This window comes from Mycobacterium venezuelense, from assembly GCF_054919535.1.
In genome coordinates, this window is the sequence record NZ_JBONDW010000009.1 from 179,164 (window position 1) to 192,117 (window position 12,954).

General features: G+C 65.1%; 17 protein-coding genes. 3 read left to right on the forward strand and 14 right to left on the reverse strand.

The annotated features are described in order from the left end of the window. The first annotated feature begins 9 nt into the window (after positions 1–9). Positions 10–615 carry a hypothetical protein gene (locus ACRCUN_RS17075; protein WP_462142802.1) on the forward strand — a complete coding sequence of 202 codons (606 nt, stop codon included), beginning with the start codon at positions 10–12 and terminating at the stop codon, positions 613–615. A gap of 279 nt (positions 616–894) precedes the next feature. Here the strand turns inward: ACRCUN_RS17075 and ACRCUN_RS17080 are convergent, their stop codons facing one another. From ACRCUN_RS17080 to folP, 13 genes are all read right to left on the reverse strand, one after another. Then, positions 895–1,374: a hypothetical protein gene (locus tag ACRCUN_RS17080; protein ID WP_462142803.1), complete on the reverse strand. Its 480-nt coding sequence runs from the start codon at positions 1,372–1,374 to the stop codon at positions 895–897. 6 nt (positions 1,375–1,380) lie between these two features. Further along, on the reverse strand, positions 1,381–1,827 hold the full coding sequence (locus ACRCUN_RS17085) for a hypothetical protein (RefSeq protein ID WP_462142804.1): 447 nt from the start codon (positions 1,825–1,827) through the stop codon (positions 1,381–1,383). Further along, positions 1,827–2,714: a major capsid protein gene (locus ACRCUN_RS17090; RefSeq protein ID WP_462142805.1), complete on the reverse strand. Its 888-nt coding sequence runs from the start codon at positions 2,712–2,714 to the stop codon at positions 1,827–1,829. Before ACRCUN_RS17090 ends, ACRCUN_RS17085 begins: the two co-directional genes overlap by 1 nt. 16 nt (positions 2,715–2,730) lie before the next feature. Further along, positions 2,731–3,114, reverse strand: coding sequence for a DUF2190 family protein (locus ACRCUN_RS17095; RefSeq protein ID WP_462142806.1), 384 nt, complete (start codon positions 3,112–3,114; stop codon positions 2,731–2,733). A gap of 2 nt (positions 3,115–3,116) precedes the next feature. After that, positions 3,117–3,689, reverse strand: coding sequence for a hypothetical protein (locus ACRCUN_RS17100; RefSeq protein ID WP_462142807.1), 573 nt, complete (start codon positions 3,687–3,689; stop codon positions 3,117–3,119). Positions 3,690–3,691: 2 nt separating this feature from the next. Beyond that, positions 3,692–4,111: a helix-turn-helix domain-containing protein gene (locus ACRCUN_RS17105; RefSeq protein ID WP_462142808.1), complete on the reverse strand. Its 420-nt coding sequence runs from the start codon at positions 4,109–4,111 to the stop codon at positions 3,692–3,694. Continuing rightward, positions 4,111–4,506: a hypothetical protein gene (locus ACRCUN_RS17110; protein WP_462142809.1), complete on the reverse strand. Its 396-nt coding sequence runs from the start codon at positions 4,504–4,506 to the stop codon at positions 4,111–4,113. Before ACRCUN_RS17110 ends, ACRCUN_RS17105 begins: the two co-directional genes overlap by 1 nt. Positions 4,507–4,871: 365 nt before the next feature. Further along, positions 4,872–5,240 carry a hypothetical protein gene (locus ACRCUN_RS17115; protein ID WP_462142810.1) on the reverse strand — a complete coding sequence of 123 codons (369 nt, stop codon included), beginning with the start codon at positions 5,238–5,240 and terminating at the stop codon, positions 4,872–4,874. A gap of 138 nt (positions 5,241–5,378) precedes the next feature. Then, entirely contained in the window at positions 5,379–5,591 is a 213-nt protein-coding gene (locus ACRCUN_RS17120; protein WP_462142811.1) for a hypothetical protein, read from the reverse strand. A gap of 112 nt (positions 5,592–5,703) precedes the next feature. Next, positions 5,704–6,075 (reverse strand): hypothetical protein, encoded by a 372-nt coding sequence (locus ACRCUN_RS17125; RefSeq protein ID WP_462142812.1) that lies wholly within the window; start codon positions 6,073–6,075, stop codon positions 5,704–5,706. Between the two features lie 3 nt (positions 6,076–6,078). Continuing rightward, the gene (locus ACRCUN_RS17130) at positions 6,079–7,467 is read right to left on the reverse strand and encodes a recombinase family protein (protein WP_462142813.1); all 1,389 of its coding nucleotides are present in this window, start codon (positions 7,465–7,467) and stop codon (positions 6,079–6,081) included. 89 nt (positions 7,468–7,556) lie between these two features. After that, entirely contained in the window at positions 7,557–8,507 is a 951-nt protein-coding gene (locus tag ACRCUN_RS17135) for a glucosyl-3-phosphoglycerate synthase (protein WP_462142814.1), read from the reverse strand. Between the two features lie 31 nt (positions 8,508–8,538). Beyond that, positions 8,539–9,363: a dihydropteroate synthase gene (gene folP, locus ACRCUN_RS17140; RefSeq protein ID WP_462142921.1), complete on the reverse strand. Its 825-nt coding sequence runs from the start codon at positions 9,361–9,363 to the stop codon at positions 8,539–8,541. 170 nt (positions 9,364–9,533) lie between these two features. Between folP and ACRCUN_RS17145 the strand changes: the two genes are divergently transcribed. Both ACRCUN_RS17145 and ACRCUN_RS17150 read left to right on the forward strand, forming a co-directional pair. After that, the gene (locus tag ACRCUN_RS17145) at positions 9,534–10,604 is read left to right on the forward strand and encodes an NAD(P)-dependent alcohol dehydrogenase (RefSeq protein ID WP_462142815.1); all 1,071 of its coding nucleotides are present in this window, start codon (positions 9,534–9,536) and stop codon (positions 10,602–10,604) included. 56 nt (positions 10,605–10,660) lie between these two features. Beyond that, a complete protein-coding gene (locus ACRCUN_RS17150) occupies positions 10,661–11,122 on the forward strand; it encodes a nuclear transport factor 2 family protein (RefSeq protein WP_462142816.1) in 462 nt (153 codons plus the stop codon). Positions 11,123–11,134: 12 nt separating this feature from the next. Here ACRCUN_RS17150 and fadD6 read toward each other — a convergent pair whose 3' ends face one another. After that, entirely contained in the window at positions 11,135–12,916 is a 1,782-nt protein-coding gene (fadD6, locus tag ACRCUN_RS17155; protein WP_462142817.1) for a long-chain-acyl-CoA synthetase FadD6, read from the reverse strand. Positions 12,917–12,954 lie beyond the last annotated feature (38 nt).

Here is a 12,954-nt window from a genome sequence, read left to right on the forward strand (position 1 = left end):
GGTTCTGAGGTGCGGTTTAACCCTCTTCCGCTCGTAGTTGGGCACTGGCGCGGGCTCTCCAACATCGACCGAGATGGTGCCTATGTCGGCGGCGACGCCGTCACAAGGACCATCCTTGTGGTGGGCAGCGCCGGGGTCGGGGCTGCCGTCTGGCACTGGCAGGTCAGCTTTTCGGCGCCAACTGCAATTCTGAGTGGGTTCTCTCTGCTGAGCGGTGTCCTGCTCTCGGTCTTTGCGCAGCTAGCTTCCATGCGTGTTCGACTGACCGATTCCCCAGATGAATCTGTCCGGCGCCGCGTGCTTAAAGACTCTCTTGACGAATCTGTCTCTCACGTTTTGCTGGCCGCATTGCTCGGCCTCGTAGCATCGACCGTGATCGTCATCTCGATGGCGGTCACTGACCCCATTCCACCGGCGCAGCCAGAGATTGCGGGAGTTTGGGCGATAATCCTTGCGGTGGTTGGCGTGTACGAGATGCTATTGCTGGTGATGTTGATCCCGCGTCTTTACAGCGCGTACACGCGTGTAAATGATGTTTCGCCGGAGATCGACGGCCACGGTGCAGGCAAACTCAAAGGCCACGCTGCCGCTCTCCCAGGTCAGCCGCAGCCTTGATCCACGGGGGCGGCCAGATAGCTTCCACGGCGTTGTAGCAGGTATCGGAAGTTCCTACGTCCAGCTTGCTGACGGATTTGGGATGTAGTCATCGGTTGCGGCCGCCGATTTCGCGCGCCAGCCCAAAAAAAAATATCCCGACTCACCCCTTGGGAGTCGGGTACCCCCGCCCCTGCAAGAAAATCGACGGGGGTGGTGCAGCGCCGCGCCTTTCCGACCAAGGAGGCGAGACGCTGCACCGGCCCGCGCGGCGCCAGGACCAGGACGCCGCGAGCTTGTTCAGTAAACCCACGCGTCGGCGTCAGCGAGGTCGTCGCCGGGGTCCGGGTTCATCGCGTGCCCCGATTCGGTCATCGGTGCGGCGGTCTCGTTCGGCACGCTGGCCAGGACTTCAGCCATGCCGGGATCCGCTGAAATGAGGGTGATCCAGTGCTTGCGGCGCGCCGGGGTGATCTTGCCCTTGCGCACAGCGTCATCGACGGATGCTTCGATGCGCTGTTGGGCGGCTGCTGCGGCGATTTTGCGGCCTTCGGCGGCGTCGTGGCGCAATGCGGTGGCGGTGGCGGTGTCGATGACTTCGAGGCCGGCCTTTTTCGCCGCGGCGGCGACCGTGGACGGCTTGGCAGGGTCGAGCGTCTCGACCTGCGCGGCCAGGTCGACGGCGGTGTCGGTGACGAGCTGCGGGTCCGTGGTGTCCGCTGGCAATCCGAGCGCTTCTAGGAGAGCGGCGGCTTGGCCATCGTCAAACGTGAGTGTCATTGTCTCTCAGTGCCTTTCGGTGATGGCGCCGATGAGTTCGGTCTTGCTCATCGCGTCGGCTTGGTCGCGGGTGATGGGTGCGTCTGTGTGCGCTGTGGCGGCGACGGCGTACTCGACCCATGCCAGGTGGCCAGCGGTCTTGGCTGGTCGATTCAGTTCGACCACTGGCGCATGGTGTTCGTCGCTGGCGGCGGGCTCCGCATTGGTTTCCGTCGCGTCGTTATCGTCAGCGGTGGCCGGTTCCTGCTCGTTCTCGTCGGCGTCGGGTTCGACCTCTCCCGCGTGTTGGTCGGCATCCGGCCGGGCGTTGAGTGGGGCGAACGCGCCGGCCTCGTCGCCCTGATCTGCTTCGTCGTCGGTCAGCGTGAGGACTTGGCCGTAGTAGCCACGCCTACGGCGTCCGTCGCTTCCGCGGTACGACCACACGGCGACACCGACTGTTCGGGTGGCCATTACGGCGTTCCGTCCAGGCCGGTGAGTTTCTTTGCAGCGAAGGGACGGTCGACGGCGAAAGCTGGCACGACGTAGGCCTGTACCCACCAGGACCGAGTGGCCTTGTCTTCCCAGGTGTCGACGGTGAGCGGGAATTCGAATCCGACCGTGCCGACCTTGCCGGCTTCGATGGCCCAGCCGGTGCCGTCTGTGACGCGCGGGTTGACGAACATTGCGACGCCGGCGCTGTCGAGCATGGCCTTCAACTGATCGCCGTACGCGGTGCGCAGGTCGTGGGCCTGCGAGGGATGCAGGACAAGCAGGTCATGCTTGACACCGAGTTCTTGCAAGTCGCTGGCCAGTTGCGCCGCCGACAGGTCCGCGGTCGGCAGATCGGCGGATGCTGTGAGTGTGGTGGGATCGCCGACCGTGACCAGTTGCGACCAGTCGTGCCCGGGCACGATATTGGCGCCGGTGAGCTCATCCTCGAGTTCAGCCATCGCACGAACGTCGAGCTTGCGGGCGATCGTGTTCGCGAGCTGTGTGGTCTGTTGATCCAGGTAGCTGACGTTGTTGCGGGTGACATCTTCCACACCGACTTGGAACTTGCCGCCCCAGTCTTCGACCGGCGCCAGCTTGGGTTCAGGGTCGACGCCCTCGACGACCTTGTATTCGGCTCTCGGGTTTCGCTTTTCAACGTCGCTGGTGAAGAAGTCTGAGGCTTGGATTACCGAGTACAGCATGCCGGCCCCGTCGACTTTCTCGCCGTGGGTGCGGAAGAACTTCGGTAGCAAGATCTGGCTGTCGGCGAGCTTAGCGATCTGTGCGCGGATGCTGGTTGGCTGCTTGAGTGCGTAGTCGACGGTGATCCGCCGGCCGGAGACTTCGGGAATGAGTGCGTTGGGCATGTTTCGTCAATCCTGTTCAGTAGAGGGAGATTTCGGCGACAGCGCCGGAAGCGGCGCCGGTGATGGCGTAGCCGACTGCCACGCCTGAGGTTTTGGTGACGGCTCGCGCGTTGGCTCCGACTTCGACTTCGGCGCCGGCCGCGATGTTGGCGCCGGCGGTGACTTTCACGACGCGCGAGTTGCCGCGTACCACTGTCACGAGTTCGCCGATCGCCGCATCGTTGCCGGCGACACCGCACACCCGGCCGGCAGCAGTGGCCGGTGCCACGGCGATGTTGCCGCCGCTGACGCGGTTGCCTGAGATGGCCAGGAATGTGCGCGCGGTGACAGCTGCGGTGGCCTGTGCGGTGATGTCTGCGCCGGGAGCGTAGACGCTGGGATTGGTCAGGGTGGTGGACATGGTCAGCCTTCCATTCGGGTAAGGGTTCGGTGGGTGCGTCGCCGGCGTGCGGCAGCGACCTGGACAGCGCGGCGCCGCGGTGCGTCGTCGTCGGTGTTGAACGTGGAGGCGGCCGCGAAGACCCGCCCGGCAGCGGCGATGCCGTACAGGTCGGCGACCTCGGACAGGTTGTCGATACCGGGTGCGGTTTCGCCGAGCAGCGCCAGGCCGGTGACTACCAGCGGCCAGAGCTTGCCGTCCGGAGCGGTGTAGTTGGTGAGCGCTTCGACGCTGCGATCGGGGTAGGCGTGCGGCAGCAGCGCGGCGACGGCGCGGGGTACGTCGAGCAGGTCGCAGACCAGGGTGTTGCCGGCGTCTGTCAGGCGCAGGTTGTCGAGGCGGCCGAGCGCTGGGCTGCCGTCGAAACGTGGGTCGGTATGGCCGATCTTGAGGACCGGGCGGCGCAGCACTCCGGCCCGGTGTGCGGTCACAGCGGCGGCGAGATCTGCGGCGGTGACGGTCCATTCGCCGGTAGAGATCTCCCAAGTTCCGACCTTGGCGATCTGGACGCCGCGGATGGTGCGCAGTTCAGGCACGGTCAGCCTCGTTTACGGGCTGCGCGTGCGGCTTTGCGTTCGGCGCGTTCGACAACGGGACCCGCCGGATATAGCCACCGCGTGCCGGCACGTCGAGCTGGTATCCGGCCCCGGCGCGCGAGGTCACGCGCGGCGTTGGGCGTGATGCCGAGGATGGTCGCGGCCTCGTTGGCGTCGAGCAGGTCATAAGCGGTGACCTTGCCTGGGTTCGGTTTGTTGTGCTCGTGAACTCGGTCGTTTCTGGCGTAGTCGCCAGAAACACCGGTCGAAACACTGGCCTTCGCAACAGTTTTCCTAAGCTCGTTGATGAACCGGGCCAGCCGAGGCGATGCGCTCCGACCATCGGTCAGCAGCGCATCGAACGCGGCTAGCACATACCGCGCGTCATCCACAGTGAGCAGCACACCGGCGGGCTGGGTCATCACCGCAGTGGGATCCCGTCATCGCGGCGGTAATCTTCGGCATCCGGCCCTGGGCCATCCGGCGGCGGCAGTTGCAGCAGCGCCAGGTGATGGCGGGCGACGTCAAGCAGGTATGAGCGCCCACCGTCGTCCACGAACAAGCGCCGGATCTCAAGCTCAGCGGCGTCGAGCTCTGCGAGTGTCAGGCCTGCGTACTGGGCACCGCGATCGACGGCCCGGACCGCTTGCCGCCGGATCTCGTGCGCCTCGGCATCGCTGGTCTCGCGGATCCATACCGGGCGGGGCGTGTCGTCGTACTCGGCAGCGATTCGGCGCCAGGCATACTCTCGCGCAACTATCGCTCGCGCTGCTGCGCGGGCCCCGGGAATGTCGTCGTAGTCGTGGGTGTCGGTCATGAGGATTCCTTCGTGTCGTTGGCTGGGGAGGCTTGGGCGATCGCGTTCCGTATGGCGGCAACCTCATTCCGCGCGCGCGGTCGGTGGGTTACTGCGGAGTCCCCGGTCTGCGTAACCGGGTAGCCAAGTTGCGGTAGGGAGTTCGTTCCGTCTTGCACGCGAGTGCATGACGGGATTTGTAGTCCGTAGTAATGGTTGTCCTATGTTGCACCCCCGGGGGTGCAAGAAACCTTGCACGGCAGCCGTGCAAGAAACCGGGTGCTGATGTTGCACAAAAAACCGTGCAAGGTCGACACTTTCGTCATGCACGGAAACCGTGCATGACGGGAACAGTGAACATGCACGGAAACCGTGCAAGATGAATGTCATTGGATCTCGCTTCTAGTCGATTTGGATTCCAGTTCGATCGGCGCCGAGTACCGGAGTAGTTCTTCATCGGTGAAGCGCCGGCCGCCGGCGCACACCACATATGCGCGTCTGCGGGCAACTAGCTGCCCATCACGGAGGTATCCGCGGATCAGCAGACGGTTGTCCTTGACCGCCCGGTCGAGTGCTCTCGATGCGCGTTCACGGTTGCGGCCCCACCCGAACTGCTCGGAGATCTGTGCCGCCGAGGTCTCCCACGGTGGCTTGTCCGGCGCGCGCACATTGGACAGCAGGTACGCCATCACCACGAAGCCGTCCGCTCCCAGCGCGTCATCGTGCGCACCGGAGCGGATTAGCTCATTGGACATCCACGTGACTTCTTTGCGCATAGGCTCGCCGACAACGTGGATTGGGTTGCGTCTTCCCATGTCAGACCGGCCGATCGCGGACTGTGTCCGGGTGGACAGCGGTCGGACGTCCGCCGGATGTCCGGGCGGACAGTGAGGTCACGACGCACCGCCACCAGCACGGAGCAGGGCGGCGATGCGGTCTCGCTGCTCGTCGGTAAGGGGTGGCGCGCTAGCGACGACGCGCCGCACGTAATCTTCGAGACTCAGTGCTGCGAGATTGCGTTTAGCTTCAAGGAGTTCGGGGTCGTCGGCCGGGCGTGAGCGGCTGAGTGCGGCGACGCGGCCACGCTGGCTGAGCTTGGTGGGCATTGGGATCCTCGGGGCATGCGAAATCTGCCCGGAGCGATCCGGATGGAATGAGGTCGATGGAACCTCGGCTCGTCGCGCCCGATGGCGCTTCGGCGTGCTTTGAGCTTAGCAGCTACCGCCGACGCTTCGACGCCGAGTGACGCAGCACCTTTTGCAGTTCCGCAATGGTGACGGTATCCGTCTGTGGCGCAATGAGACTGAGCAAGTCTTCGAGTCGCTCGGCCGTGATTGAGATTTCCTTGCCGCACGTTCTGCAACGGGTCTTCTGTTGCGTGTGCCGGGGACCGGACGCTTCTTTCGCTGGGAACCAGCCATCATCGGCGCCGCCAACCTCGGTGCTCTCCGTCCCGCCGCGGTCTACTGAGACCCACGCTTCTTGATCCTGCATGAAGCGGTACCGAGACACGTAGTCGGGCTTTCTGTCAGTGATGCCGTGGTTGCACGTGATCACTACGTCACGCTGATACTTGGAGACGTTGGCCACTTATCAACTCTTCCAACGGATTTCGACTGTGTTCGGATCAAATGCACGCACACCGCGGCCCGGCAAGTGAAGCACCGGAACCATCAGTGCGTCGATGATTCCGCGGCGCTGCGCGATCGGAAGCGCATCCCATGCCGCTTGGACGTCTGACTCGGCGACGATGGCCAGCGGCGAGCCTTGTCCTATCGCAGCGATGCGACTTTCGAGTTCACCGAGTCGTGACAGCACTCGCTCATTTGCTGCCCGGAACTGCGCCGGCGTCATTGCGCCGTCTGCGACGAGCTCGGCCAGGTCGTCGCGTCGCCGGCGTAGCGTGTCGGCCTCTGCCATGAGCTCCCCCACGTCCGGAGCATCAGCCGTCCACAGCTTCGAGGCGTCTGGAGCCGTCAGCCTGGCAACAGTCACCATCGATACATATTCGTCAACCGGTTGGGCGCGGCGGGTGACATGCTGCCGCGACCTGCATCGGTACTGCGGCGCCGCCACGCTGGCGCCACTGCGCTGGACCGTTTCGCCACACACGCCGCACACCCCGACGCCAGTTAGCAGACCCTTCGCTGCAACCGGAGCTCTGCGCCGGTCTTCGCTGGCCATGATGTGCGCTACAGCCCGCCAGGTCGGCTCATCCACAATGGCCGGCCATTGCGCCTGGCCGATGATGAACAGTGCGGGATTCTTGCGTGCTGCGGTGATCTGCCCGTTAGGCACGTGGCGGCGCAGGCCGCAATAGCGAGGATTCATCAGAACCTCGCGCACCGCGTATCGCGTCCAGTCGTTGCCCAGTGGTGTGCGCTGCCCAGTGGCCGCCCACCGGCGGGCGATCTCGCCGAACGATTCCCCGGCAAGGAAGTCCGCGTATCCCTGGCGGACGAGCTCGGCTTCTTCGATCCGGATGGTCATGCCGTCCGCGTCGTAGCCGAACGGTCGACCACCGCCGGTCCTGCGTCCCTGCTTGGCGGCCTGCACCGCGGCGGACCGGTGACGTGCCGCTTTGCGCTCGACTTCGCCTTGTGCGATCGATGCCATGATGCGGGCGACGGTGCGGCCGCCGTCTGTCCCGGTGTCGATTCCGTCTGCCGCGGTGACAATGGTTGTGCTGCTGGCCTGGCAGCGTTCGATGACGCTTTCCAGCTCGGCGAGGCGGCGCAACAGCCGGTCCATATGCCGGGCCACGATCACGTCGAACTCACCGGCGTCGACCCTGGCCATCATCGCGACAAACTGAGGCCGTGGCTTCCGTGACAGTGCCGAGACGTCGTTGTCCACGAATTCGGCGGCGATAGTCCAGCCTCGCGCGGCGATTAGCCGGTGGCAGTCCTCGCGTTGCCGGCCGATGCCGAGTTGTTCACCGCTTCGATCTTGGCTCTGACGTAGGTAGACAGCCGCTCTCACATGAGTTACGTTACGCCGTGAGGCTTGCTACGCCTTCGATACTGCCTCACGCCCCCGACAAGGACTTGCGCCACGGGGCCCGCAAGCGCTCAGCGCGGGCGCAGCGTCACCATCGGCGGCCGGTCGGCCAGCGACACCGACGACACTCGCGGCGTGAATCCGTCGCCGTCGGCGAAGAACTGCGTGAGCCCCATGCCGGAGTCCGGGATCCCGCACCGCGACAGCAGCGTGGCGATGACCTGGCGGCTCATCGAAGCCAGCTCGGTCAACGGCCGGTTGCGGTGCGCCCGCACCCCGAGGTTCACCTGGGCGATCGCGTCGAGGCCGAGCCGGTCGTAAGTATCGATCAGCAGACCGATCTCCACGCCGTAACCGGGTGCGAACGGTACTGCGGTGAGCAGCTCCCGAGTGCCGGCGTATTCGCCACCCAACGGCTGCAGCACGCACGTCAGTTCTGGGCGCAGCGACGCCAGCAACGGTCGCGCGACAAGCTCGGTCACTCGGCCACCGCCGTTTGCGTCCTCGCGGCCGCTCACGTTGAGCGGGCGCCGATAGAAGCCTTTGACCAGGTGCATACCGTCGGTGGTCAACAGCGGACCGAGAAGTTTGGGTACGAACATCGGATCGGGATTGATCAGATCCGAGTCGATGAAGGCGATGACGTCACCCGTCGTCGCGGCCAGTGAACGCCACAGCACCTCGCCCTTGCCGGGCTGCGGTGCGACCTCGGGAAGCGCGACCTCACGGCTGACCACCCGGGCGCCCGCGGCCACCGCGCGGATCTCGGTGTCGTCGGTGGATCCCGAGTCGAGCACGATCAGCTCGTCGACCAGCCCGCCGAGCAGCGGCGTGATGGTCTCGACGACCGAGGCGACCGTCTCTTCCTCATTGAGGGCGGGCAACACCACCGAGACGGTGCGGCCGGCCTTGGCCGCTTCGAGTTCGGCCACCGTCCAGGTGGGCCGGTTCCAGCTGTGATCGGTCAGCCAACGGTGCCCTGCGACGCCGTCGGTAACAGCCAGGTCTGATGCTGTAGTCATGCGCGATCCGCCTTCGGCCCCTCGCTGAAAGTCATGCCAGTCCCCTCACTGTTCGTGCAGGTGTCCGCACTCCCTGGATCGACGCGACCATTTCCAGCACGCGCCGTGTGGGTCCCACCTCGTGTACCCGAAACATGGCTGCTCCATCCGCAGCGGCGAGTGCCGTCGCGGCGAGCGTCCCTTCGAGGCGTTCGGTGAGGTCCACACCGAGAGTCTCCCCGACAAAATCCTTGTTGCTCAGGGCCATCAGGACCGGCCATCCGGTCTTAACAAGATCTTTTACGTGGCGCAACAAACTAAGACCGTGATAAGTGTTTTTGCCGAAATCGTGGGTCGGATCGATGAGGATCCGGTCCCTCGGTACACCTGTTGCCACGGCGCGTTCGGCCGCCGCGGTCACCTCGGCGATGACGTCGTCGACCACACCGCGTTCGGTGATGCCGTAGTTCACCCGGAACGGCCGGGTTCGCGGCACCGCGCCGCCCGTGTGCGAGCACACCAGACCGGCGCCGAACTCCGCCGCGACCTCGGGCAGGCCCGGGTCTGCTCCGGCCCAGGTGTCGTTGATGAGATCCGCACCCGCCGCGCATGCCTGCTTGGCCACCGCCGCGCGCCAGGTGTCGACGCTGATGAGTTGATCCGGATAGGTGGTGCGCAGCCATTCGATGAACGGCACCACCCGCGCGATCTCCTCCTGCGTGTCGACACCGTGGCCCGGACCCGCCTTGACACCGCCGACGTCGATCACGTCTGCGCCCTCGTCGATCACGCGGGCAGCGGCGGCCTTGGCGGACTCGTCGGTGAAGGTGGCACCACGGTCGTAGAACGAGTCCGGGGTCCGGTTGACGATCGCCATGATCAGCGCCCGGTCACCGGCGACCGGGCGACCACAAAACGTCGACAACACGTCTCCATAGTGCCTGGCCGCACTCCTGCCAGGTGCGCTCAGGATGAGCGAGCGGTCCGGCGCCGGGCAAGATACCGTGTCATTTTCAGGGGGGCCCTGCGGTCGAAAGGACTGGCTCCATGAAGATGCGGGCGGCCCGCATGTACGGCTACAAGCAACCCCTACGGCTCGAAGAAATACCAATCCCGGAAGCCGGTCCCGGCGAGGTACTGATCAAAGTCGGTGGAGCGGGCATGTGCCGCACCGATTTTCAGTTGATCGACGGCTATTTCGACACCGGCCTCGACATGAATTTCCCGATCACCCCCGGCCATGAGATCGCCGGCTGGGTCGACACCGTCGGCGCCGACGTGCCCGCGTCGGCCGGGCTCGCCGAGGGCGATCAGGTGGTGGTGTACGGCAGCTGGGGCGAGGGTTCGTGCCGGCAGTGTCACGGCGGCAACGAGCAGTTGTGCGCACACGGCACGTGGGTCGGCTTCGGCACGCACGGCGGCTACCAGGAGTACATCCCGGTCCCCTACCGCTATCTGATCAAGGTTCCCGCCCGCGACGATCTGTCACCGGAGAACCTGGCCCCGCTGACCGACGCGGGATTGACCCCCTACCGCGGCTTGAAGAAGTTGCGGGAGTCCGGTCATCTCGGCGCGGGCCGGACACTGGCGGTCACGGGCATCGGCGGCCTCGGCAGCTACGCCGCGCAATACGCCAAGCTGCTGGGTGGCGGCGCGGACGTGGTGGCCTTCGCCCGCAGCGACGACAAGCTCAAGATCGCCAAGGAGAACGGCGTCGACCATGCCGTCAACGTGCGGGACAAGACCGCCGAGGCGGTGGCCGCCGAACTCGCCGAACTGACCGGGCGCTCCGAGATCGACGCGGTCATCGAATGTGCGGGCGCCGAGGAGTCCATCCGGCTGGCGTTCTCATTGCTGGCCACCGAAGGGGCGGTCGCGTCCGTCGGGCTGATCGGCAATCGCATCGACATCCCGCTCTTCCCACTGGTGGCACGCGAGTACACCTACTTCGGGTCCTTCTGGGGCAATTTCAACGACCTGACCGAAGTCCTCGCGCTGGCCACGCAGGGACAGATCAAGCACACCGTGACCAAGGTCCGATTCGACGACATCAACGACACCATCGATGCCATGGCCCGCGGGGACGTCCTGGGCCGGGCGGTCATCGTCTACGACTAGGAGACCGAATACCCGTGTTGCCGAGACTGTTTCGACGTAGTCTGCTCCTGGCACTGATGTGGTTGTTCACCGTGCCGATGGAAACCGCCGCCGCGCAACCACTCGATGAGCGCTCAGCGCGCAACCTGGCGACCGTTCAGGCCGGGTTCGATGCATGGCGCGAAGGCACCGGAAGCCCCTACGACGCGCTCGCCGACGACGCGACGTGGGAAATCACCGGGAACTCGGTGGCCGCCCGCGTCTACACCGGCAAGGAAGATTTCCTGGCCAACGTGATCAGGCCCTTCAACGCCCGGATGTCGGCACGGCTGATCCCGACGATTCGCGACATGTACACCGACGGCGACACCGTGATCGTGTTCTTCGACGCCGAAGGCACGGCTCGCGACGGTCTGCCGTACCGCAACACCTACGCGTGGTTTCTGACCCTGCTAGACGACAAGATCGTCAAGGCGTCGGCGTTCTTCGACTCCATCGCATTCGACGATCTGTGGAAGCGGGTGTCACCGGCGCCCTGACGGGCTGCTGCGCTAGTTCGTGGGCCGCTTGCCGGCCGTGACTTCCTCGGGGTACTCGTCGTAGAACGGCACGTATCCCTCGTCGCGGCCGGCAAGTACGTACAGCGGATCGGAGACCTCAGATCCGAAACCCTCCTTGCGGAGGTCCACCTTCTGGCTCTTGAACGTCGAGGTGTGGGCGAGTTCGCCGACGACGCGCACGAACAAGGGCACGGCGTATGGCGGCAGGTGGTCGTAGAACGCCTTGGCAAGCTCCTTGCCGTCGAATTCCTTGCCCTCCTTGAGCTGTACCGCGGCCATCCCCGCGCGCCCGCCGGCGCCGGGCACCTCGACACCGAACACCGTGCATTCCTCGATCAGCGGATTGCTCGCGACGGCGGCTTCCACCTCGGTGGTGGCCACGTTCTCACCCTTCCAGCGGAAGGTGTCGCCGAGCCGGTCGGCGAATGCCGCGTGCCCGAAACCCTGCGACCGCATCAGGTCGCCGGTGTTGAACCAGACATCGCCGTCCTTGAAAGCGTTGCGCACCAACTTCTTCTCGGTCGCCGACGAGTCGGTGTAACCGTCGAAGGGTTGCAGCGCATTGACTTTCGACAGCATCAGGCCGGGCTCACCGGACTTCACCTTGCGCAGCCGGCCGTCGGGACCACGTGCGGGCTCCCCGCTGTCCGGGTCGTACTCGACGAAGACGACCGGGCTCGGGCAGATTCCGGTCGATTTCGACACGTTGAACACGTTGACGAAGGCGGTGTTTCCCTCGCTGGCGCCGTAGAACTCACAGACGCGGTCGATGCCGAACCGCTCGGTGAACTCGTCCCAGATAGCAGGCCGTAAGCCGTTTCCGATGATCACACGAACCTTGTGGGCGCGGTCCGTCGGCTTCGGCGGCTGGTTGAGCAGGTAACCACAGATTTCACCGATGTAGACGAATGCGGTGGCGCCGTAGTCGATCACCTCATCCCAGAAGCGCGACGCGGAGAACGACTTGCCAAGCGCCAGAGCGGCACCTGAGTTCAGGACCGAGCCGACAGACACCGTCAGCGCGTTGTTGTGGTAGAGCGGCAGGCAGCAGTACAGGGTGTCGTTGCTGTGCAGACGCAGCCCGATTCCGCCGAATCCGGCCAGTGCTCGCAGCCACCGGTAGTGCGTCATGACGCTGGCCTTGGGCATGCCGGTGGTGCCGGACGTGAAGATGTAGAAGGCCTTGTCCTTGGCCAGCACCGCCGACGCGCTGGCCGGATTGCCGGTCGGCGCGGTGGCCGCGAGCCGTTGCAGCTCCTCGACCGTCATCAACCCCGTTGTCTCTGCCCCGCATTCGGTGATCGGGTCGACGAGGTCGCCTTCGGCGACGATGGCCGTCGCGTTGAGCAGTCCGATGCTGTGCGAAAGAACGTTGCCGCGCTGGTGGTAGTTCAGCATGCCTGCGACCGCACCGCACTTGACGATCGCAAGCATCAACAACACCGCGTCGGGCGAGTTACGCAGCATCACCCCGACGACGTCGCCATGGCCCACACCGCGCGCGGCCAACACCGCGGCATAGCGGTTGACCGTCTCGTTGGTCTGCTTGTAGGTCAGCCGCTCGTCACCGAACTTGATGAAAACCCGGTCGGCGTACTGCGCAGCACGCTCCTGGAAGACCTTGCCGATCGACGTCTTGGTGGTCGGCCTGGCCAGAAAGCCGGTGAGCACTCCACGCAGGATGACCGGCGCGTCCATCAGCAGGCTCGGTACCTGGGTGGCGATGTCAAGCAGCCCGACACTGCTCCTGGTGCCCGGTTTCTGGTCGGTCATTCGCTGGGTCCCCCTCCACGCTGTGTGGGCGTTGATGT

Excerpts from the sequence above, each read along its gene's own strand:
- ACRCUN_RS17150 (WP_462142816.1), top strand. The coding sequence starts at position 10,661 with ATGTGGTTGTTCACCGTGCCGATGGAAACCGCCGCCGCGCAACCACTC.
- ACRCUN_RS17135 (WP_462142814.1), bottom strand. The coding sequence starts at position 8,507 with ATGACTACAGCATCAGACCTGGCTGTTACCGACGGCGTCGCAGGGCAC.
- ACRCUN_RS17085 (WP_462142804.1), bottom strand. The coding sequence starts at position 1,827 with ATGGCCACCCGAACAGTCGGTGTCGCCGTGTGGTCGTACCGCGGAAGC.
- ACRCUN_RS17145 (WP_462142815.1), top strand. The coding sequence starts at position 9,534 with ATGAAGATGCGGGCGGCCCGCATGTACGGCTACAAGCAACCCCTACGG.
- fadD6 (WP_462142817.1), bottom strand. The coding sequence starts at position 12,916 with ATGACCGACCAGAAACCGGGCACCAGGAGCAGTGTCGGGCTGCTTGAC.
- ACRCUN_RS17080 (WP_462142803.1), bottom strand. The coding sequence starts at position 1,374 with ATGACACTCACGTTTGACGATGGCCAAGCCGCCGCTCTCCTAGAAGCG.
- folP (WP_462142921.1), bottom strand. The coding sequence starts at position 9,363 with ATGGCGATCGTCAACCGGACCCCGGACTCGTTCTACGACCGTGGTGCC.
- ACRCUN_RS17105 (WP_462142808.1), bottom strand. The coding sequence starts at position 4,111 with ATGACCCAGCCCGCCGGTGTGCTGCTCACTGTGGATGACGCGCGGTAT.
- ACRCUN_RS17115 (WP_462142810.1), bottom strand. The coding sequence starts at position 5,240 with ATGTCCAATGAGCTAATCCGCTCCGGTGCGCACGATGACGCGCTGGGA.
- ACRCUN_RS17095 (WP_462142806.1), bottom strand. The coding sequence starts at position 3,114 with ATGTCCACCACCCTGACCAATCCCAGCGTCTACGCTCCCGGCGCAGAC.
- ACRCUN_RS17090 (WP_462142805.1), bottom strand. The coding sequence starts at position 2,714 with ATGCCCAACGCACTCATTCCCGAAGTCTCCGGCCGGCGGATCACCGTC.
- ACRCUN_RS17120 (WP_462142811.1), bottom strand. The coding sequence starts at position 5,591 with ATGCCCACCAAGCTCAGCCAGCGTGGCCGCGTCGCCGCACTCAGCCGC.
- ACRCUN_RS17110 (WP_462142809.1), bottom strand. The coding sequence starts at position 4,506 with ATGACCGACACCCACGACTACGACGACATTCCCGGGGCCCGCGCAGCA.